Below are 22,123 nucleotides of genomic sequence, written 5' to 3' on the forward strand. Positions count from 1 at the left end.
TTTAACGCTTATTAAAATCGCCCTCTAAGACTGTAAGAAAGATATTTTTCGTAACTTGTACGCATTACCACAAAATGAGATTTGAAACTTCCACCATAAAAGACATTGCTAAGGCGCTCGGACTATCAACTTCTACAGTTTCCAGGGCTTTACGAGACCGTTATGAGATTAGTGAAGAAACCAAAAAACTGGTTTTAGCTTATGCAGAAAAGGTTAATTACAGGGCAAATCCTATAGCAAGAAGTTTAAAAGAAAGAAGAAGTTACTCTATCGGAATTATTGTTAGCGAAATTGCCAATAACTTCTTTTCGCAAGTGATCAACGGAATTGAATCGATTGCATATGACCGGGATTATCATGTGATTATTTCACAAAGCCATGAATCTTACAAACAAGAAAAACTCAATGTGGAGCATCTGGCTTCCAGGTCAATTGATGGCTTATTGATTGCACTTTCTTCTGAAACTCAGGATATCAGTTATCTACGTGATTTATATGCTAAAGGTTTGCCCATTGTTTTTTTTGACCGGGTTCCCGAAGATTTTGAAACGCATAAAGTGATTGCAAACAACTTTAAAGGTGCCTTTGATGCAACGGAGCATCTTATCCTGTCAGGGAAAAGGGTAATTGCTCATTTAACAAATTCTGAAAATCTATCCATCACTAAAGAACGTTTAAAAGGTTATCAGGCTGCACTTGCAAAATATCACATTGAATTTAAACCGGAACTTGTAAAATATTGTCAGCACGGCGGCATGCACAGTGCCGAACTGGAACAAGCAGTGAAAGAACTTTTGCCATTAAAACCTGATGGAATCTTTATTTCAAGTGATCGTTTAACCACAGGCTGTATCGTGGCGCTGAAGAAAACAAATCCTGAAGTGGCACACAAAATCGCTATTGCAGGTTTTACCAATTCTAATTTAGTGGAGTTGTTTTCGCCATCTTTAACATCAGTAAAACAACCTGCATTTGAAATGGGACAGGTTGCTACAGAATTACTTATTTCCATGATTGAAGCTAAAAGACCAGTAACGGAATTCGAAATCAAGATTTTAGATACGGAATTGGTTAAGATGCAAAAAAACATCGGAAATAGATTTTTATAATACAATCTCTGTTTTTTCAACCCCAAACTACAACTCCGAACTAATTATTACCTTTGCAATATGGTAGAAATCATATTAAAGAAAGGGAAAGAGAAAGCTGCATTACAAAGACATCCATGGATATTTTCTGGTGCATTAGAAAAAATTAAAGGAAAACCTGCTAATGGAGCGGTTGTTAAAGTTTTTGCTTTCGATAATGAGTTTCTGGCCTATGGTTATTACAATAGCAATTCAAGAGTTGCTGTTCGTCTTTTAGAGTGGGATGAAAGTCAGGTAATTGATAAAAACTGGTATCAAAACCGCTTAAAGCAAGCCATTGCCTCCCGTCAGTTTATTCTTAATGGAGAAACCAATACCTGTCGTTTAGTTTTCAGTGAAGCTGATTTCTTGCCTGGACTGATCGTTGATCAATATGCTGATTTTCTTTCATTACAAATTCTGAGCTCGGGAATTGAAAATGCGAAAGCAGATATCGTTGAAATTTTAAAAACAGAACTTCAGCCAAAGGGAATTTTTGATAAAAGTGATGCCACTGCCCGAACACATGAGGGTTTACCTGTTGAAAACGGACTGCTTTGGGGAGAAAATCCTCCTGAGTTTTTGCAAGTGAAAGAAAACGGAATAACTTACAATATCAATATTGCTGAAGGACAAAAATCTGGCTTCTATTGCGATCAGCGTGATAACAGAAAGATTTTGGCAAGCTATACAAAAGGCAAAAAGGTTTTGGATTGCTTTAGTTATAGTGGTGGTTTTAGTTTAAATAGCTTAGCTAATCATGCAGCAAGTATTACCAGCGTTGATAGTTCGGCGCTGGCTGTAGAAACCCTAAAACAAAATGTAGAACTGAACAATTTTGATACGGGTAAGGTTACCGCTATTCAATCGGATGTAAACAAGCAATTAAGAGCATTTAAAGAGACAGGAGAGTTATTTGATGTCATTGTACTCGATCCTCCTAAATATGCTCCTTCACGCTCCGCTTTAGATAGAGCGGCAAGGGCTTACAAAGACCTCAACAGACTTGGGATGCTGTTACTTGAGAAAGGAGGTTTATTAGCAACTTTCTCCTGTTCTGGTGCCGTTGATATTGAAACTTTTAAACAAATCATTGCGTGGGCTGCACTTGATGCAGGTAAAGAGGTTCAAATCATTAAACAATTCTGTCAACCAGAAGATCATCCTGTACGAATTTCTTTTTCAGAGGGAGAGTATTTAAAAGGTTTGTTGCTGAGGGTTTTGTAAAATTTTATTGCCTGCGGTCGTTTCCCAATCCATAATCGGCACTTGAGATATAAAATGACTGGGTGTTTCGGTTGGTGGAGATACCAACCAATAGAATAACCATAAATAAGCCACAGATTCGCAGATTTTTCATCTTGAGCGTAGTCGAAGAAAATCTGCGAATCTGTGGCGCGCTCATTTTAAGGAAATATAAAACTAAAACCGATATTCCATCACATAATCATCCATAAAGTAGCCTCGGCCAATATCGATCTTTACAGCTTCTTTAATTGTAAAACCACCTTTTAAATAAAAATCCTTCGCCTTATTCTGTTTATTTACATTTAATTGCAAAGCGGATCCGCCTGCATCTTTTACCTGATTGAAAACTTCATTGATTAGAATTTTTCCTACTCCTTTTCCATGTGCAGACGGCAAAACATAAAGCTTATGAAGTTTATAAATTCTTTCTTCATGATCTACAATCGAATAACCAGCAAATCCAAATTGATTTTCATCATCTTCGGCAATTAAAAAAATATGCCCTTCCATAAATTGCTTAAGCAACTCACCTTTATTATACATTTTATCAAGCATGTAATCAATTTGCTGCTGCCCGATAATTTCGAGATAAGTTGATGGCCATGTAGCTGAGGCAATATCTCTGATAATTTCTATATCTTGTTCTTTTGCTTTTCTAATTGTAATCATATGGGCTCGGCAATAAAAATGGGTTGTCCGGAAAAGGTAAATTCCACAAAACCATCATTCACAACTCTAAAAATTCCATCGTCTTCCTGCATCAAATTGGTAACCTCAAGATAAGAGTTCCCCATAATATTGAATTCACTGCCTGCGGGTTTCCAAACCGAGAAGCCCGATTTAATGGTATAATATTTTGCTTTCGAAGTAAACACCACCAGATTTATCTTGTCATTAAAGCCTGCAAATTTTTCTAAATCGAATTTCTCGGTAATTACATTTACTGCAGGATATTTCTCTTCGTACAAATAATTTATCGCTACCATCAATGCATCAACAGGGCCTTGAATTATTTTAGTGTCTTCCTGCGTTTCCTGATTGGCTCCGTTAACGACAACATCGACCTTTAAACCCAAAGAAGAAATTTTATCGTAATTCTCTCCATTTACCAATAGCGTTGGGCTCCACTCCAAAAGCTGGCCCAGAAGTTCTTCGTTAAAATTTCCCAGCTCATCAATATATAAAGCGGGCTCCTGTTTTTCTTTTACGATATGGTGTGATGACATAGTTGCGAAGATAAAAAAATAGAACCAAGTAGTGAGAATCAAGTAGCAAGATTAAAGTTTCACGGCATCATAAAAATCTTGATAAGCCTCGATAAAATCATCAGCAAAATTGATTGCACCAGAAACTGCAATGCCATAAATACCGGTTTGCATTAAAGCCTCTATATCATAAATTTTAACACCACCCACGGCTAAAACAGGCAGATTTATATCAAGGGATTTTAACTTTTGAATGGCTTCCTGATATTTCCCAATACCCAAAACCGGATAATTATCAAGCCTGGCTTTAGTAATGGAGAAAGGGCCAAAGCTGGCGTAATCAACACCTTCCTTTGCCAAACGAATTAAATTATCTATTGTATTTGATGATCCTCCTAAAGTAACATCATGCCCAACCATTTGACGTAAAGTGATGAAATCTGCGTTCATATCTTCAATGTGAAACCCCTGAATATCGGCTTGACCATTTAAATGAATATGATCAGTTACGATCAGTGTGGTGCCCCAATCATCACAAATTTCAGCAACCGCATTAATGTCGATCAGAAGTTCGTCATCTGTTTTACTCAGGCAACGATATTGAATCCATTTTGCACCAGCCTCACAAGCGAGTTGCACTTGTTCAATATGTGTTAAGTGCGGGGTATCCGATGTGATGTATTGAAGTTTTTCTATGTATTTCATTCCGGGATTTTTATGATGGTTGATTGGAGGATCAGATAACCGATACACAATGACAATAGATATTTTTCATCATCAAAGCCCTAAAATTTCGTTAGCCGATTTTATTTTAGCTCCCGGTCTTTATCAACATGATCGGCTAATTTATAGCTTGATGCATTTGGATTCTTATCTTCCAAGAAGATTAGAATGATCAAAGAAATAATCGGGATTAGAAAAGAGATCAGAAACCAGAACCAGAAATTTCGCCCCGTCCGTTTGGCCAGGAAACCCGCAAGCAATTGTGGCGATAATAGTAAGCCAAGAACAATAGTGCCGAGAATGATTTCAGGCATGGGTAATATTATTGTTTCTGTAATTCAAGTGGAGGTGCAGAAAGTAAGCCTTTGATATCGCTTTCCACTTCTTCTTCCTCACCTTTTTTCTTTTTCTTGTTTTTACCCTTAGCCGATTTGCCACTTAATCGCTCCTCGATAACTTTGTCGTACTCTGTTTGTTGCTCACCCTTCAACACGTTTCGAATGTTTTTCGAAGTTTCATTTTGCAACTTATAGAATTTATCTACATCCTCTTCCCGGGAGTTTCCAGCTTGCTGTCTTTTTATTAATTCTGCTTGTTCTTTAGCCTGATTGAATGTAAAACGATAGATCACACTTTTTTGGGTGTCGTTCAGTTTTAGCCTTTTATCCAAATCTTCCACATTTTTTTTCGCAATCTCATCTGGTGTTGGCATTTTATTTTGCTGTGCTTTTGCCAACCCATTAACCCCAATTGCAATTAAGAATAAAAATATAATCCTCTTCATTTTGAACAATTTATTATTTGCGAAGTTACTTATTTATCTTAAAACAAGAAAGTCCCGGTTTGCATCGGGACTTTCAAAAAAAATATTTAAAATGGGTGGTTTACAACGCTTTTTTATAAAGTTCTGCAACCGCATCCCAATTAACTGCATTCCAGATTGCCGCTAAATAATCAGGGCGTTTATTTTGATATTTTAAGTAATAAGCGTGTTCCCAAACATCGATACCAAAAATTGGTGTTCCCTTTACTTCTGCAAGATCCATTAAAGGGTTATCCTGATTTGGAGTAGAGGAAACCTGAAGTTTTTTATCTGCACCAACTGATAACCACGCCCAGCCCGAACCAAAACGAGTGGCACCGGCATCTTGTAATTTAGTTTTTAATTCAGCAAATGAACCAAAAGCATCGTCAATGGCCTTAGCTAAATCGCCAGTAGGTTCGCCACCTTTATTCGGGCCTAAAACTTTCCAGAATAAGGAGTGATTATAGTGTCCACCGCCATTGTTTCTTACAGCTGCAGGAAATTTTGATACATTCTTGATAATCTCTTCGATACTGGAAGTTGCTTCAGGCTTACCTTCCAGTGCCTTATTTAAATTGGTCACGTAAGCCTGGTGATGTTTATCATGGTGGATTTCCATGGTGGTTTTATCAATATGCGGTTCTAATGCATCGGTTGCGTACGGTAACGCAGGTAATTCAAAAGCCATAGTTTTATGTTTTTAGATTTAAAAAAGTTTCTAGTAGCAAATATAACATTCATAGGTTAAGATTTGTTCATGTAATTATCATCAAATCTTTTTTCCGGGAAAGACTGGAAAGTTGAAAAGTTTAAAGAGTGAAACATTTAGCGCATTTGGCCATAAAACACGAGCCAATTAAATTATATGCTGGTTACCTTTTTTTTGCAAAGAAATCTTTCATCAAGGCCGCACATTCGTTAACTAAAACACCACCCTTAAGAATTGTTTTTGGATGCAACAAATTCACGTTTTTTGAAATAAAGCCTCGTTTTTCCTCTCTGGCACCGTAAACAATTCTACTGATTTGTGTCCAATAACTTGCACCTGCGCACATTACGCAAGGCTCAATGGTTACGTATAAAGTACAGTCTCTTAAGTATTTTCCACCAATGGTTTGAGATGCAGAGGTAAAAGCCTGCATTTCGGCGTGAGCAGTTACATCATTAAACTTTTCTGTTAAATTATAACCTCTTCCAATTATTCTGTTTTTACTTACAATGACAGCACCAATCGGAATTTCATCTTCAGCCAAAGCTTTCTTCGCTTCTTCCAAAGCCAATTTCATGTAATGAATATCTTCTTCCTCAGGATTCGTATTGTCGAAATTATAAAAACTCATGGCGTAAATATAGCTTAATCTTTACACATCGGTTCTAATCAGGGGTAAGGTTCTGCCATAGAGAGAATGAGATATCCCGTAAAAAATCTAAAGAAAATAATTCAAAATGACCTAAACCAACTTACTTCCGTTAGGTACTTTTCTTTCAACAGCAGTTAAAACAATATCGCCATTTTCATCGGCAAAGCCGGTTACTAAAAACTCAGACATAAATTTACCAATCTGCTTTTTAGGAAAATTAACCACTCCTACAATTTGTTTGCCGGGTAATTCCTCTAAAGTATAATGTTTAGTGATCTGAGCACTACTTGTTTTAATTCCCAATTCGCCAAAATCAACCTTTAACTTATATGCAGGTCTTCTTGCCTCTGGAAATTCGAAGGCTTCCAGAATGGTGCCAACCCTAAGCTCTACTTTTTCAAAATCGTTCCAGTTAATTTGTTGCATAAATTTTATCTCTTTATCAAATAAAGTAAAATTATAAATTAATATATTAAATAGACCCCCTGTAAATCTTACATTACAAATCAATTAATTCAAACGGTTGCATATTCGTTTCAAAGCCAATTAATCGATTTAATAATCCCTACAGAAAATATTTTTAAACAGATTCTTACAAAAAATTTGCGAATTATAATTTAACAACTATCTTTATGCAACCGTTTGCATAACCAAATATTAAATTTAACCAAAACAGATGTATTTATTAGGTATTGATATAGGCACTTCGTCTATAAAAGTTGCAGTTGTAAATGTGAACACTCAGAAAAGTGTAGTAGCTGCGCAATATCCTGAACAAGAAACAGAAATTAAATCTGTTCATCCTGGCTGGGCAGAGCAATCGCCTTTAGATTGGTGGCACCATACCCAGCAGGCCATTCTTAAACTTAATGCAACAAACTTATTTGATCCAAAAAAAATTGCAGCAATTGGAATTGCCTATCAAATGCACGGATTAGTTGTGGTTGACAGAGATCAGCATGTGTTACGCGATAGCATCATTTGGTGCGACAGCAGAGCTGTAGAAATTGGAGAAAGAGCCTTTGAACAAATCGGACACGAAAATGCCCTGCACAGCCTGCTCAATTCTCCAGGAAATTTTACGGCTTCAAAGCTGGCCTGGATAAAGGAAAACGAACCTGAGATTTATCAGAAAATTGATAAAATCATGCTGCCCGGAGATTTCATTGCCATGAAACTGACCGGAGAAATAACAACAAGTATATCTGCATTATCAGAAGGGATTTTTTGGGATTTCCAGAAAGATGAAATTTCAAAAGATATAATGGAATGTTATGGTCTTAACCACAACTTCATTCCGGAGGTAAGGCAATTATTCTCCGCTCATGGAAGTTTAAAAGAAGGTATCGCAAGATTACTTGGCCTAACAGCTGGAATTCCTGTAGCTTATAAATCAGGAGATCAACCCAACAATGCATTATCATTGAACGTATTAAAGCCTGGTGAAGTGGCTGCCACAGCTGGTACATCAGGCGTGATATATGGTGTTAGTGATAGCTTAACGTATGATCATCAATCGCGTGTGAATACTTTTGCCCATGTAACTTATTCACCCGAGCGAAAAAACACGGGAGTACTGCTTTGCATCAATGGCACTGGAAGCATGTACCGCTGGGCAAAACATAATTTTGCACCTAAATCTTCATACGCAGAACTAAATGATCTTGCGGCCCAATCACCAATTGGCAGTAAAGGATTAAAAGTTTTGCCTTTTGGAAACGGAGCGGAGCGTATGCTTAACAACCAATATACCGGTGCTCAACTTTTAGGAATAGATTTAAACATTCACAATCAATCAGATATTTTCAGAGCGGTACAGGAAGGAATTGCATTTTCTTTTAGATATGGATTGGACATTATGAGGGAAAATGGAATGGAGCCAAAAGTGATCAGGGCAGGAAGGGCAAATCTTTTTCTGAGTGATGTTTTTGCGCAAACATTTGTTGATGTGACTGGTGTTCCGGTTGAGTTATACGAAAATGATGGCAGCGTTGGTGCCGCCTTAGGAGCCGGAATTGGGGCAGGAATTTTTAAAACAGCAGATGAAGCGTTTACACAACACGAAGTCATCAAGACACTCATTCCTCAAAATTCCGGTAAATATGAGCCAATATACCAGGAATGGAAAGACACTTTAATTAAAGCATTAAAATAGAACCACAAAATATATCACAATGACAAAAGTAGTAACAGGAGCAAAAGAATTTTTCAAAGGCATAGATCAGATTAAATTCGAAGGATTAGAAAGCGATAATCCATTAGCCTTTAGGTGGTACGATGCCAACCGGGTAGTAGCAGGCAAAACCATGAACGAGCATTTTAAATTTGCATGTGCTTATTGGCACTCGTTTAATGGAAATGGAGCTGATCCTTTTGGCGGTGCCACACATATTTTTCCATGGGATGAGAAAAAAGATGCAGTTGAAAGAGCAAAAGATAAAATGGACGCTGCTTTTGAGTTCATTACCAAAATGCAATTGCCATACTATTGTTTCCACGATGTGGATGTGGTGGATTATGGAGATGACGTTGCTGAAAACGAGCGCAGATTACAAACTTTGGTAGAATATGCCAAGCAGAAACAAGCTGAAAGTGGTGTTAAATTACTATGGGGAACAGCAAATCTTTTTAGTCATAAGCGCTACATGAACGGCGCTTCCACAAATCCTGATTTTCATGTTTTGGCTCATGGAGCAGCACAAGTTAAGGCTGCTTTGGATGCAACTATTGCATTGGGTGGCGAAAACTATGTTTTTTGGGGAGGTAGAGAAGGTTATATGAGCCTGCTGAACACCAACATGAAACGTGAACAGGAACACTTGGCTAAATTTTTACATACAGCTAAAGATTACGCACGCAAACAAGGTTTTAATGGAACATTCTTTATTGAGCCTAAACCTTGTGAGCCATCCAAGCACCAATATGATTATGATGCAGCTACCGTAAAAGGCTTTTTGCAGGAATATGATTTATTGCCTGACTTTAAGTTAAACCTGGAGGTAAACCATGCTACCTTGGCCGGACACACTTTCCAGCACGAACTGCAGGTTGCTGTTGACAATGGCCTGTTAGGTTCTATTGATGCAAATCGTGGCGATTACCAAAATGGCTGGGATACTGATCAGTTTCCAAATGACATCAATGAATTGACAGAATCAATGTTAATTATTTTAGAAGGTGGAGGTTTACAAGGTGGGGGGGTTAACTTCGACGCAAAAATTCGCCGTAACTCTACAGATCCTAAAGATTTGTTCTATGCACATGTTGGCGGAATGGACATCTTTGCAAGAGCTTTGATCACTGCTGACGCCATTCTTCAAAAATCTGATTACAAAAAAGTAAGGGCTGATCGCTACGCTTCATTCGATAGCGGAAAAGGGGCAGAATTTGAGCAAGGAAAGTTAAGCCTGGAAGATTTAAGAAATTATGCAGCAGAAAATGGTGAGCCAGAAGTTCGTAGCGGAAAACAGGAATATCTTGAGAATTTAATTAACAGATATATATAAAAAATGACTGCGCTAAATCCTGTAATGAAATAATAAATGTCGTTTTAACATTTTTAAATTGAAAAAATTGAAATTTTAATTTATGATTTTATTACATTTAGCCTTCTAAACCAAATAACACTTGAGATATTAATGAAACAAAACTTACTGGACACGAAAGATTACATTGTATTTGCAATCTACTTCGTAATTGTAGCTGCTTACGGCTTGTACATCTACAATAAGAAAAAATCTGCATCCACAGGTTCAAAAGACTATTTCTTAGCTGAAGGTTCGCTAACATGGTGGGCAATTGGTGCATCATTAATTGCATCGAATATTTCTGCCGAGCAGTTTATTGGCATGAGCGGATCAGGATTTAAAATGGGACTAGCCATTGCTACATATGAATGGATGGCGGCACTTACGCTGGTTATCGTTGCAGTTTTCTTTATCCCGGTTTACCTGAAGAACAAAATTGCGACCATGCCACAATTCCTTCATCAACGTTACAATGGAACTGTAGCAATGATCATGGCTGTATTCTGGTTATTACTTTATGTAGTGGTTAACTTAACTTCTATCCTGTATTTAGGCGCGTTAGCAGTAAGTAGTATCTCTGGTTTTAATTTGGATTTATGTATGTATGCCATTGCCGCATTTGCCATTATCATTACACTTGGTGGAATGAAAGTAATCGGCTATACAGATGTTATTCAGGTATTCTTTTTAATATTGGGCGGTTTAGCCACAACTTATTTAGCGTTAAACCTGGTTTCAACTCATTACGGAACATCTGGAATTTTTGAGGGGTACAGCCTGATGACAAATAAAGCATCAGAGCACTTCCACATGATTTTAAAACCCGAAAATGAGAATTACATCGACTTGCCGGGATTAAGTGTTCTGGTAGGCGGTATGTGGATTGTGAATTTAAACTACTGGGGTTGCAACCAATACATCACACAACGTGCCTTAGGAGCCGATTTAAAAACTGCTCGTGGTGGAATTCTGTTCGCGGCATTCTTAAAATTATTAATGCCTATTATAGTTGTACTTCCCGGCATTGCTGCTTATGTACTTTATAAAGACGGGGCTTTCCAATCGGAGATGTTACAGGACGGTTCAGTAAACCCTGATCGTGCTTACCCTGTTCTGCTAAACCTATTGCCTGCAGGGTTAAAAGGTTTATCATTTGCAGCATTAACAGCTGCTGTTGTGGCTTCATTGGCAGGAAAGGCAAATAGTATAGCAACAATTTTCACTTTGGATATTTACAAAAAAGTTTTAAAAACTGATGCCTCTGAAAAAGCACTGGTTTTAACAGGAAAAGTAGCTGTTGTTGTAGCGATGATTTTAGGTGTTGTTATTGCTCCTCATTTAGGTATCGACAAAAAAGGTGGATTCCAATATATTCAGGAATATACAGGCTTTGTATCTCCAGGTATTTTTGCCATGTTTATTTTAGGTTTCTTCTGGAAAAGATCAACATCAAATGCTGCACTTTTTGCAACAATAGGTGGTTTTGGATTATCACTTTTACTAAAATTCCTTCCTGGAATGACAGATCTTTCATGGTTATCAGGAATGGGATTCTCAGTAGCAAATGCTGCCGGAGTATATGAAATTCCTTTCTTGGATAGAATGGGCTTTGTATTTGTGTTCTGTATCATTGGTATGGTTATTATCAGCTTATTTGAGAACAGAAATGGTATTAATCCAAAAGGATTAGAAATTGATGCTAAAATGTTTAAAACCACAACTGGTTTTGCGGTAGGCTCGTTAATCATTATTGGATTACTGGTAGCCCTTTACGGTATTTACTGGTAGCCTATCTTCTTAAAATTTTAAAAGAGGCTGTTCATAAAGTCAATTCGTCAATTCCTGCGAAAACGGGAATCCCCTTATAGCAACATTGCTTTAAGGTCTCCAATTAATTTGGGGATGACGCCTGAACGAAGACTTTATGGGGAGCCTCTTTTTTGTTTTAGTATAAATCGATAACTTTATGAGAAAGATTACTATTGGCTTCAGTTAATAATTGAAGTGGATACCAAATAACTGGGGATTGAAAACGCTTTAAATTTTGAATAAAGATCATGAAAGCACCTGCATATTACCAACCCATTATGCCTTATCTTATTGTTAAAGATGCAGCAAAATTTATCGACTTCTTAAAAGAGGTTTTCAATGCCGATATCAAGCTGATTGTGCCAAGGGAAGATGGAACAATTATGCATGCTGAGGCTGTAATTGATCAGGGCACTGTTATGTTAAGTGATGCTAATGATGAATATCCACCTTCTCCCGCCGGGATGTTTATTTTTTCGCCAAGAGCCATTGCTTTTTATGATCAGGCAATTGCTTACGGAGCAAAATCTGTACAGGAACCTGATGAACGGGATTACGGTTTGAGCGCAGGCTTTAATGATGAGTGGGGTAATACCTGGTGGTTAACCGTACCAGGCGAAGAATAGGTTACTGACTGCATGGTCCATCAGGAATTTCCTTACTGATTTTAATAACTTTAGTAACGACTAAAGTAGAATCAAAATCTGCAGAAACACTGGCTGTATCTGATTTTGCAATATAACCCTCCAGCTCTACATAAACGGGTTCGTATGGTTTTTCAAATCCAAGTTTACTGTAAGATAGTTCCAGATTTTTAACACTATCAGCTACCCAATATTCACGGCCATCTTCACATAAGGTAAAAGATTTCATCTCCGGGCCAAAACTATACAGCCCCTTAACGATTTTAACATTACTTTTTTCTTTCTCAGCTTTTTCCGTTCTATTACAAGCGGTAGCAGCCACGCCAAGTAGCACAACAAATACAATTGCTTGTTTAAATAACCTCATTCTATATAGTTTGATTAATTTGATCTATCTTTTTGACACTTAAATTTGATGACAAAGCTGATGCCAAAAATGAAAAGACACCTACTGTAACAAATACTAAAATAAAGTCTTTCCATTTTAGGCCAATAGGGTAAGAATTTACCAATGTTCCCTCGCCCATCTCAATTACTCCAAATGTATGCTGAATATAATAGAAAATCAGTCCTATTAATAAACCCAGTACGCAGCCCGACATGGTAATCATCATTCCCTCCAATAGAAAAATACGCTTAATTAATTTTTTACTGGCCCCCAAACTGCTTAAAATGGCAATATCTTTAACCTTATCAATCACCAGCATGGTAAGCGAGCCAACTACATTAAATATAGCGATAATCAAAATAAAAGTTAGAATAATATACACCATACTTTTCTCTGAATTGAAAATGTGATGCAGAGAACTGTTTTGTTCTGCACGATTTTGAACTACAAAAGCTTTACCCAATTTTTCAGCGATCTCATCTTTATATTGATCTACATCGACATTTGGATTAAAATCAATTTCAATTGATGAAACATTTTTGCTTTCATCCAGTAATTCGCGGGCAAAATCAAGTGGCACAATAATTCCATTATCAAAATCTTGCTGAACCTCAAAAACACCGCTTACACGAATACTTTTCGCAATAAAATCATCCGTCGGATTTAAAGAATTTACTGAAATGGTTTTCTTTGGCGAATAAATTTCCAATTCGGTAAAAGGATCTAAAGTGTTTACGGCAAGGTAGCTTTGCAAAGCCGACCCAATAACCCCATTAAATCCACTTTTATTTTGAAGAACAAATCTTCCTTCTTTAATGGTACTATCCAACTTGGTGTTTTTTAAATAATCTGAGCTTACGCCTTTAACCAGGCCAACGGCCTGCTTGTCGTTGTATTTTAAAAGTGCCTTCTCTTGTAAAACCTCCGAGAAGGCATAAACATCTTTATTCTTCCTTAACGATTCGAAATAGGTTGTATTAGGATCAAAAGTTTTACCTTTTGACGGTGTAATGGCTATTTGAGGAGTGATGGTATCGAACATACCAAGTACCACTGTTTCCAACCCGTTAAAAACAGAAAGAATAATAATAAGTGCCGCACTGCCAACCATTACACCAACCATTGATATACCAGATATCAAATTAATGGCGTTGGTGGATTTTTTCGCAAACAGGTAGCGTTTAGCAATGTATAGTGGCGTATTCACTTGGCAAAGATAGTTAAAAGGTTAGGGTTTAAAGGTAAAAAGCTTACGGTTGTAAACCTCTTTCACGTTTTCGTTCCTGCGAAATCCCTTTAAAAAAAAGGATTATGTTTTTTCTCAAAACCAATAGTGGTGGCCGGGCCATGACCAGGGTAAACTTTGGTTTCATCTGGTAATACAAAAAGTTTATCTGAAATGTTTTGAATGAGTTGCTGATGATTTCCTCCAGGCAAATCACTTCTGCCAATGCTCCCATAAAACAGCACATCTCCGCCAATTAAAATATGATCTTTTTTACTGTAAAAGCACAAATGTGCGGGCGAGTGACCAGGAGCGAAAATTAATTCCAATACACTGTTCCCAAAAGTTATGGTTCCGGTTTCAGGTAAAAACTCATCAGGTAAGGGTGAAACCTCATAACGGCTAAAACCCATTGATGGCGCATAACCAGGAACGGCCTCCAATATTGGCAGTTCGCCAATGTGAAACTTTGGCTTTAAGCCATAAGTATCAAATACAAATTTATTCCCGAAAACATGATCCAGGTGACAATGGGTGTTTAATAATAAAACAGGTTTAAGATTTTGCTGCCTGATGAAAGAAGCCAATTCATTTTGCTCAAATCCTTCGTACATTCCAGGGTCGATGATCACACATTGACTGGTTTCATCATAAAGAACATAAGTGTTTTCACTGTAGGCGTTGAATGTGAATATTTTTACGGTAATCATATATTCGATTTTTATTAAGCTTAATCAATGCGGCCTTATTAATCATTCAGAAAAAGAACCTTAATTTTTCCATCTGAAGGTGGAGATTAAGGTATCTATATCTGTTTTAATAAATTTTACAACTGGTGCAATAGAATCATATTGCGGCCGTTCGTTGAAATATAAAGCTCCCCTAAAATAATGCTTTGCGCTATCGGTTAAAAAAAACTGAACTGAGGATGCTGTGTTCCCTTCGATAGCGTAATAAATGCCATAAACCTTTTGTCGGGGATAGTTGATTACCCGTTGATCGATTGCACTCGCTTTAATGGTATGCTTGAAAACCAGCCTTCTTGCATCTTCTACCATTTCATCATATTCTCTTTTATTAGAAACATCATAATAGGTTAAATGCAAATGGCCATTAAACTGTTTAAAATGGAGATTATACCAATTTTTTTGTGCATCTCGTGATCTATCCTGTTCTATATTTGCATAAACCGGATATTCAAAGCTAAAAGGAACAGGCTTTACAAAAGCTGCATATTCTTTCTTTGGAAATTCAATTCTGAAGTAAGCTTTTGGTTTTGGGCTATAATCATTATTCTGACAGGCTGAAAAACATAAAAGCAGAATAAAGGGAAGAAAGATGAGTTGTTTTAATTTCATAACATTTTCAGCATAAAGTTGCTTCGCCGTTCCTTCTTGCAATGGCGATTCAAGATCACTATTTACTCCATATTGCCCAGGCTTTTTCAGCTTGCTTATATAACATTTCCAAACCGTTTTTGATTTGAGCTCCCTGTGCAGCTGCTTTAGCTAAAAACGCAGTTTCTAAAGGATTGTAAACTAAATCGTAGGCTAAATGCTCACTACCTATTTTGCTGTAATCAATTTCCGGAAAGGTATCTACATTGGGTGACATGCCCAAAGGCGTAGTGTTGATTAGTAATTTATGAGTATTTAAAATTTCAGGTGTGATTTCAGCATATAAAATGGTCTCAGGAACAGCTTTTCTTACCACAACCTGATATTCAATGCGCAGTTTTTCCAACACATATTTTACTGCTTTTGCAGCACCACCATCGCCAAATATCAGTGCTTTATTGTGCTGAGGGGTTAACATCGGTTTTAGCGATTCTTCAAAACCGTAAGCATCGGTATTAAAACCTTTTAAGTAGGTTTCGCCCTCAAACCTTTTAATGCAAATGCAGTTTACAGCCCCGATCTTTTCTGCGGCTTCTTCTATCTCATTCAAAAATGGCAAAACGCTTACCTTATGTGGAATAGTTACATTCAATCCGCAGAGAGATGGATTTTCTGTAAGGAGATCTGGTAAAAATTTTATATCCTCAATTGGAAAAAGCTCATATTGATGGCCCGCAATGCCTTCATTTAGAAATTTCTCTGTAAAATACTTTTTAGAGAAAGAATGAGACAGCGGATATCCGATTAAGCCATAAGTTTTCATATGCATATATACATGATTGCGAAACAGGAAGCAATCTTAATGCAATATAAGTTAAACTAATGTTCTAAAACTGCTTCCTGCCTCGCAATAACGGTATTATTTATTTGGTTTTGTTCAAAAAATAATCAAAAGTATCGCCGCGTAAGCCTAAACGAATGGTTTCCAGTGGAATCACTTCGGCTGGAGCAATATTTCCAAGGTTTACATTAGAGCCGATTAACTTAATAAACCAAACTTGTTGTTCTTTTTGTGGTGCTTCCCAGATAATGGTTTCTTCAGGAATCTGAGTTAAAATCTCGTCAACCAAGCCTTCACGCACTTCGCCACTTCCCCGATAAATACCTACATTTCCTCCTTCACGGGCTTCAGCGATTACTTTCCATGAGCCAGCCTGAATTTCTGCCTGCATCAGCTTAATCCATTTATATGGAGCAAAAATCTTTGCTGCATCTTTACTGCCAACTTCAGAAATCACCGTTACCTGCTTGGCCAGCTCGCTAATGAAGTTACATTTTTTATCGTGTTCAATTTCAATAGACCCATCCGAAACTTCGGCATATTCCATCCCATATTGATCTAAAACACGTTGATAATCAGAAAATTGATCTCGAATGATAAATGCTTCAAATAATGTTCCACCAAAGTAGGTTGGAATGCCTGCACTTTTATATAAAGCTAATTTTTCTTTAAGATTTGGGGTAACGTGTGATGTTGCCCAACCTAATTTTACAATATCGGTATGTACGCCAGCAACTTCAATAAAATCTTCTACCTGACGTAGGCTCAGTCCCTTATCCATAACCATTGTTAAGCCTTTTTGGCGTGGTTTAGATGGACGTTCAGGAACGTTTAATAATGGGTAATTCATATGCGTACAAAAGTGAAAAAAATTTTGAGATTTATTTGTTAAATTTTTCTCACAAGGCTGTTACCTGACATATCTGTTTATAACGTTGATAATGGCGCTGTTATCTTGCAATTGTGGTAAATATTCAAATAAAATGTAGTGTTTTTCCGGATCAGTTGTTAAAGCCGTTTCCAAATACCCCAATGCATCAGCATAATTGCCTAAAGCGAAAAGGTAAGCCACCATCCGGTAATATAGCTCTGCAGCTTCAGGATTATTCTTGATTGCTTCGGCCATTGTTTCTGAAGCTTCGAGCAGTTTTCCTTGTTCATAAAGCACGGTGCTAAAGTCTAACCAGGCCTCAATATCAAGCGGATTATACTCCAATACTTTTTCATAAGCCGTGATAGATTCTTCTATTTGTCCGAGCTTGTAATAAGCATCGGCCATAGCAAACCAGAAATCAGCATTTTCAGCTTCTAAATCAATTGCTTTTTTATAAAAATGAAGCGATTCAAAATAGCGTTCCTCATGATTCAGGGTTACACCGATTCCAAACCAGGCATCAGCCATTTTAGGGTCCATCTTTACCGATTTTTTATAGTAAGAACGGGCTTCATCCATTTTCTCCAGCTTCTCATAACATTCGCCAATGGCACAATAAGTATCGGCATTGGGTGGTTCATATTCGAAAGTCTGTTTATAAACTTCTATCGCTTCATCATACTTATCTAATTGTACCAGTGCATTCCCTTTGTTGAAATAAGCAGAACTGAAATCTTCTTTAATCAGGATAGCATAGTCATAAGCATCGATGGCTTTTTCAAAAAGATTTAGTTTATGGAAACTGTTCCCTAAATTATACCAGGCCGCATAAGAATAAGGATCGGTATCAATATATTGCTGGTAAAACTTGATGCTCTCCTCCTGTTTATCTAAAACATCATAACAGAATGCCAGCTCGTATAAGCCATCCTGATTTTCCATGTTTTGTTCTAAACTCAACTTAATATAATTAATTGCACTTTCGTAATCGCCCATGCTTTGATAAACATAAGCCATCTGCAACAAAATTTCATCGGTGCTTTCCGCTAAAAGTAAAGCCTTTTCATAATTCTCCAAAGCTTCGCTAAAACGTTCGGTATTTTGAAAAATATTACCACGTAACAAATAAATATCGGGTTCTGATGGTTCTAACAACTCTGCTTTTTGCAGGGCAATAAATGCCTTTTCATTATTGTTGGTTAAAATGTAAAGATGAGCTTGCTTAATTAAGAAAACTGTGGCATAAGGATGCTGACTGATTGCAAAATCGACCACCTGCAAAGCTTTGACCGGATCATTTTTCTCGATGTAAAAATCTACAATATATTCGAAAGCGCCGGCATCGAAAAAATACTGATCCTGATTGCGGAGCATCTCTTCGTAACGTTCTACAGAGCGTTGTGCGTCTTCGTTGGATTCAAAAAAGAATTCTTCTTCCATATTTAATAAAATTAAAGAACCGTGCCAATTAGCAGAAAAACACATTATAAGTTTACCAATTTTAATTATTCGTTTTAGAAATAATTATTAACATCACTTATTTAAATCGACGTAAATAGCTGAAAATAAAGCTTATTCAGTGTGATTAAGATGTGTGGATAATCAGATGATTTTTGCAACATCAGCGGTTCCTTTTCCCTTCTTTCACAAAAATAGTATAATTTTATGGGAGTAACGTAATGAAGAAGTCATGAAAAAATACACCATTTTTGTCCTGTTTTTGATGTGTTTGAGTTCAAATCTATTCGCTCAAACTGAAGAGGATGCCATTAAACAAACTATAAATAACTTATTTAACGGAATGAAATCTGGTGACAGCGCCATAGCCCGATCGGCTTTTGCAGATGGCTGCATCATGCAAACCATCATCAATAAAAGTGGAAAAGTATCTGTTCGTACAGAGAAAGTAGATGATTTTTTAAAGTTAATTGGTTCGCCGCACAAAGAAAAATTTGATGAGCGAATCGTATTTAACAAGATATTAATTGATGGTCCTCTGGCGGCCGTTTGGACTGACTACAAATTTTATGTTGATGAGAAATTTAGCCATTGTGGGGTAAATTCATTTCAACTCGTTAAAGGAGAAAAGGGATGGCAGATTGTTTATCTCATTGATACCAGGAGAAAAGATAATTGTAAATCTTAGTTCATTAGTCATTGGTTCATTGATCATCAGTTCACTAGTTGCAAACCGATGCTGATTTTATATTGGCAAACCTTGCCTAAGCCATTTTACTTTTTATAAATCTTTTAGAGTTGAAAACTTTCTTACTAAAACGCCAGTAAAGTTGTCAACTCTTAGAAACTAAAAGCTCCACAGACTTTTGATCTGTGAAGCTTTTAGTTTAGCTATTATTAAAAAACAGTGATTGCCTGATTTTATTCCTTTCCTAAATCAGCAGCCGCTTTTTTGAATATTTCTGCTTGCTTATTCAAATTTGCCTTTTCTTCTCCACTTGCAGATGAAGCCTGCTGTGATTTGCCTTGTGCAGTTGAGGCATAAGCACTTGCAAGTTGCTTGTTCAGGTAGTTTTGAAGCTTCAATCGCTCAATCGCATCATTAATGTTTTTTATACCTTTCTCTGTAACGGATGGATTAGTGTTCGCCCTCAAATACTGGAAATACTGACCAATAACGGCAAAGATTTTATTTCTGTCGCCAGTGGCCATAATATTATCGTAAAAAGCCTGATGTTCATCTTTTGGATCACTCACGTACAAAGAAGCGATAGAAGAAGCAATATGATCTTTCGTATCCTGATCTAAAGAAGAAAGCGCTGCTAAACCTTCTTGTGGAACAAGTTTGGTTAAGCCCGCAACAGATGCTGCAATTACTCTATAGGATTTATCTTTTAAACCATCCTGCAGAAGCGTTTTATAAGTTTGATCGCCTGTTTCGGCCAGCTTGGAAATTGCTGCTGATCTTGCCTCAGTGTCCTTATCCGTTTTTGCGATTTGAAGCAAAACAGGTAAAGCCGCTGCTTTAATCTGAGCATCATCTAAATTTAATCCATCAATGCTCAAAGCCCGTAAATCTCCTGATTTATCTTTCAACCCATCCAACAGAACCTGCTGGCCACTTTTAGCTTTACTTTGCATAATAAATTGCAAAGCTTCAATTCTGTTGGCATAATCAGGTGCATTTTTGTATTGGAAATAATAGTTCTCTGCAACCTTATTATCATTGATTTCGCCAACTATAATTTTGTCTGCATCAAAATCGATTAAATCAGGTTTGGCATTTACCTCAAAAGAAAAAGTTTGCTCGCGGCTATTGATCAAAATTTCCTTTCTGATCTTCTGCCCGCCAGCGTAAATATCAACCTTAACAGGTAAGGTAAATGTTTGTACACCCGCATCCTGAGTTTGCTTAACTTTTATAGTAGCCTTTCCATTTTCATAACCATAATCAACCGCCAGAATAGGATGACCGCCATTGTAATACCACTGGTTAAAATATGGATTCCAATCTTTTCCGGTAACATCTTCCATCGCCAGGCGCAATTGGTGCGTTTCGCCATTTTTAAATGCATTGGCAGTTAAATATTTATTCAAACCCTTGTAAAATGCAGCATCACCCATCTGATTTTTCATTGCATACAAAATAACCGATCCCTTGGCGTAGCTAACATTATCAAACATATCTTCCTTATCGTTATAATAAAAACGAGCCAATACAGGGCTTTCCCCATTTTTAGTGGAACGGATATATGACTGTAATTTTTCGTAACGGGATTTATCCTCTGCATCTTTTCCTTCATCATATCCATGCCAAATGATTTCGCCAAAAGTTGCGAAAGATTCGTTCATTGTTAAGTTAGACCAAGATTCTGCCGTTACATAATCGCCAAACCATTGATGGAACAACTCATGAGCAATGGTTCCTTCCTCGTTACCATCCAATAGTTCACGATCTGTTTTTTGGATCTGCTCGCCATGTAAAGTTGCCGTGGTATTTTCCATCGCACCAGAAACATAATCTCTTACCACAACCTGCGAATACTTATTCCATGGATAATCTACACCAAGAATATCGCTGTAAAACTTTATCATTTTTGGCGTTTTGCCGAAAATTTGTTTTGCAAAAGGTGCATATTTCGCTTCCAAATAATAGTTTACCTCTTTTCCCTTGTAAGTATCTTTCGTGATTTTGAAATCGCCTACAGCCATCATAAATAAATAGGGAGAATGCGGCAAATCCATTTTCCAGGTATCTGTTCTGGTTCCCTTTGCATTTGCTTTCTGGCTGATCAGTTTACCGTTTGAAAGGGTAGTATATTTTGATTGAACAGTCATTGAGATTTCCTGCGTGGTCTTCTGATCTGGTTTATCAATGGTAGGAAACCATGCAGATGAAGACTCCGTTTCACCCTGAGTCCAGATCTGGATAGGTTTATTTTTGTCAGCCCCATCCGGATTGATGAAATACAAACCTTTTGCATCTGTAATGGCTGCGCTACCCTGAACTTTCAATTCATCAGGCTTTGCCGTATAAGCAATGTAAACCGTATATTTTTCTGTGTTGGTATACTTTCTATTCAGGGTAACATATAACTTGTTGTCTTTATAAACATATTTTAAGGGTGTGTTTCCTTTTTGCTCAACCAAAGAAACAGTCTTAATATCCATCCCTTGCGCATCAAGCGTTAATGTATCAGTTGCATAAAAATGCGGCTTTAAAGTAACCCATTCCTTGCCATATAAATATCGCTTTGCGTAATCAAATGATACATCCAGTTTTGTATGGACCAGGTCATTGATTTTGGTAGGAGTTACCCGGTAAACAGACAGGTTTGCTGATTTCTCAGCTGGTTTTTCCTGAGCAAAAAGCGTGCTTGCCACAAAAAAAGATAGAAGCATAGCACCATAAGCCAAAAATTTTTTATTCATATTTTATAATTTAATAAGTCAGTTGTATTTAAAGCAATATATTAAGAATTGTGATAAAGTAAACAGCCAAATGTAACTTGCTTTATGTTATTTTTTTGTTTTTTTGTGTAAATCGTTAG

General features: G+C 37.0%; 23 protein-coding genes. 7 read left to right on the top strand and 16 right to left on the bottom strand.

Annotation, left to right across the window (positions count from 1 at the left end; translation table 11 throughout):
* Positions 1 to 74: 74 nt before the first annotated feature.
* The gene (locus tag DU508_RS05725) at positions 75 to 1,109 is read left to right on the top strand and encodes a LacI family DNA-binding transcriptional regulator (RefSeq protein ID WP_115401893.1); all 1,035 of its coding nucleotides are present in this window, start codon (positions 75 to 77) and stop codon (positions 1,107 to 1,109) included.
* A gap of 60 nt (positions 1,110 to 1,169) precedes the next feature.
* Positions 1,170 to 2,354, top strand: coding sequence for a class I SAM-dependent rRNA methyltransferase (locus DU508_RS05730; RefSeq protein ID WP_115401894.1), 1,185 nt, complete (start codon positions 1,170 to 1,172; stop codon positions 2,352 to 2,354).
* A 195-nt stretch (positions 2,355 to 2,549) separates the two neighbouring features.
* On the opposite strand, the gene DU508_RS05735 is transcribed toward DU508_RS05730, so the two are convergent.
* The 8 genes from DU508_RS05735 to DU508_RS05770 all read right to left on the bottom strand — a co-directional run bounded on the left by DU508_RS05735 (position 2,550) and on the right by DU508_RS05770 (position 6,895).
* Positions 2,550 to 3,044 carry a GNAT family N-acetyltransferase gene (locus DU508_RS05735; protein WP_115401895.1) on the bottom strand — a complete coding sequence of 165 codons (495 nt, stop codon included), beginning with the start codon at positions 3,042 to 3,044 and terminating at the stop codon, positions 2,550 to 2,552.
* A complete protein-coding gene (locus DU508_RS05740) occupies positions 3,041 to 3,601 on the bottom strand; it encodes a thiamine pyrophosphokinase (RefSeq protein WP_115401896.1) in 561 nt (186 codons plus the stop codon). The genes DU508_RS05735 and DU508_RS05740 overlap by 4 nt, the downstream gene beginning before the upstream one ends.
* A gap of 51 nt (positions 3,602 to 3,652) precedes the next feature.
* On the bottom strand, positions 3,653 to 4,285 hold the full coding sequence (locus DU508_RS05745; protein WP_115402694.1) for a thiamine phosphate synthase: 633 nt from the start codon (positions 4,283 to 4,285) through the stop codon (positions 3,653 to 3,655).
* Positions 4,286 to 4,386: 101 nt separating this feature from the next.
* Positions 4,387 to 4,617: a hypothetical protein gene (locus tag DU508_RS05750; protein ID WP_115401897.1), complete on the bottom strand. Its 231-nt coding sequence runs from the start codon at positions 4,615 to 4,617 to the stop codon at positions 4,387 to 4,389.
* Positions 4,618 to 4,625: 8 nt separating this feature from the next.
* Positions 4,626 to 5,087, bottom strand: a complete 462-nt coding sequence (locus tag DU508_RS05755; protein ID WP_115401898.1) for a hypothetical protein — start codon at positions 5,085 to 5,087, stop codon at positions 4,626 to 4,628.
* 100 nt (positions 5,088 to 5,187) lie between these two features.
* Entirely contained in the window at positions 5,188 to 5,796 is a 609-nt protein-coding gene (locus tag DU508_RS05760; RefSeq protein ID WP_115401899.1) for a superoxide dismutase, read from the bottom strand.
* A 184-nt stretch (positions 5,797 to 5,980) separates the two neighbouring features.
* The gene (locus DU508_RS05765) at positions 5,981 to 6,448 is read right to left on the bottom strand and encodes a nucleoside deaminase (RefSeq protein ID WP_115401900.1); all 468 of its coding nucleotides are present in this window, start codon (positions 6,446 to 6,448) and stop codon (positions 5,981 to 5,983) included.
* A gap of 111 nt (positions 6,449 to 6,559) precedes the next feature.
* Positions 6,560 to 6,895 carry a tRNA-binding protein gene (locus DU508_RS05770; protein WP_115401901.1) on the bottom strand — a complete coding sequence of 112 codons (336 nt, stop codon included), beginning with the start codon at positions 6,893 to 6,895 and terminating at the stop codon, positions 6,560 to 6,562.
* A gap of 250 nt (positions 6,896 to 7,145) precedes the next feature.
* Here DU508_RS05770 and DU508_RS05775 point away from each other — a divergent pair, with 250 nt between their 5' ends.
* From DU508_RS05775 to DU508_RS05790, 4 genes are all read left to right on the top strand, one after another.
* Positions 7,146 to 8,624, top strand: coding sequence for a xylulokinase (locus tag DU508_RS05775; RefSeq protein WP_115401902.1), 1,479 nt, complete (start codon positions 7,146 to 7,148; stop codon positions 8,622 to 8,624).
* 19 nt (positions 8,625 to 8,643) lie between these two features.
* Positions 8,644 to 9,975, top strand: a complete 1,332-nt coding sequence (xylA, locus tag DU508_RS05780; RefSeq protein WP_115401903.1) for a xylose isomerase — start codon at positions 8,644 to 8,646, stop codon at positions 9,973 to 9,975.
* A 132-nt stretch (positions 9,976 to 10,107) separates the two neighbouring features.
* Positions 10,108 to 11,784 carry a sodium/sugar symporter gene (locus DU508_RS05785; RefSeq protein WP_115401904.1) on the top strand — a complete coding sequence of 559 codons (1,677 nt, stop codon included), beginning with the start codon at positions 10,108 to 10,110 and terminating at the stop codon, positions 11,782 to 11,784.
* Positions 11,785 to 12,053: 269 nt separating this feature from the next.
* Positions 12,054 to 12,431, top strand: coding sequence for a VOC family protein (locus DU508_RS05790; RefSeq protein WP_115401905.1), 378 nt, complete (start codon positions 12,054 to 12,056; stop codon positions 12,429 to 12,431).
* Position 12,432: 1 nt separating this feature from the next.
* Here DU508_RS05790 and DU508_RS05795 read toward each other — a convergent pair whose 3' ends face one another.
* From DU508_RS05795 to DU508_RS05825, 7 genes are all read right to left on the bottom strand, one after another.
* Entirely contained in the window at positions 12,433 to 12,816 is a 384-nt protein-coding gene (locus tag DU508_RS05795; RefSeq protein WP_115401906.1) for a hypothetical protein, read from the bottom strand.
* A gap of 1 nt (position 12,817) precedes the next feature.
* On the bottom strand, positions 12,818 to 14,044 hold the full coding sequence (locus DU508_RS05800) for an ABC transporter permease (RefSeq protein ID WP_233509401.1): 1,227 nt from the start codon (positions 14,042 to 14,044) through the stop codon (positions 12,818 to 12,820).
* 89 nt (positions 14,045 to 14,133) lie between these two features.
* Positions 14,134 to 14,772 (bottom strand): MBL fold metallo-hydrolase, encoded by a 639-nt coding sequence (locus DU508_RS05805; RefSeq protein ID WP_115401907.1) that lies wholly within the window; start codon positions 14,770 to 14,772, stop codon positions 14,134 to 14,136.
* A 60-nt stretch (positions 14,773 to 14,832) separates the two neighbouring features.
* Positions 14,833 to 15,420 carry a gliding motility lipoprotein GldD gene (gene gldD, locus DU508_RS05810; RefSeq protein WP_115402696.1) on the bottom strand — a complete coding sequence of 196 codons (588 nt, stop codon included), beginning with the start codon at positions 15,418 to 15,420 and terminating at the stop codon, positions 14,833 to 14,835.
* A gap of 58 nt (positions 15,421 to 15,478) precedes the next feature.
* A complete protein-coding gene (locus DU508_RS05815) occupies positions 15,479 to 16,222 on the bottom strand; it encodes a shikimate dehydrogenase family protein (protein ID WP_115401908.1) in 744 nt (247 codons plus the stop codon).
* Positions 16,223 to 16,322: 100 nt separating this feature from the next.
* Positions 16,323 to 17,090 (bottom strand): phosphosulfolactate synthase, encoded by a 768-nt coding sequence (locus DU508_RS05820; RefSeq protein WP_115401909.1) that lies wholly within the window; start codon positions 17,088 to 17,090, stop codon positions 16,323 to 16,325.
* Positions 17,091 to 17,150: 60 nt separating this feature from the next.
* A complete protein-coding gene (locus DU508_RS05825; RefSeq protein ID WP_115402697.1) occupies positions 17,151 to 18,554 on the bottom strand; it encodes a tetratricopeptide repeat protein in 1,404 nt (467 codons plus the stop codon).
* A 250-nt stretch (positions 18,555 to 18,804) separates the two neighbouring features.
* On the opposite strand from DU508_RS05825, the gene DU508_RS05830 reads away from it, so the two are divergent.
* Positions 18,805 to 19,260 (top strand): nuclear transport factor 2 family protein, encoded by a 456-nt coding sequence (locus DU508_RS05830; RefSeq protein WP_115401910.1) that lies wholly within the window; start codon positions 18,805 to 18,807, stop codon positions 19,258 to 19,260.
* Between the two features lie 233 nt (positions 19,261 to 19,493).
* On the opposite strand, the gene DU508_RS05835 is transcribed toward DU508_RS05830, so the two are convergent.
* Positions 19,494 to 22,004, bottom strand: a complete 2,511-nt coding sequence (locus tag DU508_RS05835; protein WP_115401911.1) for a M1 family metallopeptidase — start codon at positions 22,002 to 22,004, stop codon at positions 19,494 to 19,496.
* Positions 22,005 to 22,123 lie beyond the last annotated feature (119 nt).

The sequence above is a fragment of the Pedobacter chinensis genome (genome assembly GCF_003339865.1).
In the GTDB taxonomy this organism is placed as follows: Bacteria; Bacteroidota; Bacteroidia; order Sphingobacteriales; family Sphingobacteriaceae; genus Pedobacter; species Pedobacter chinensis.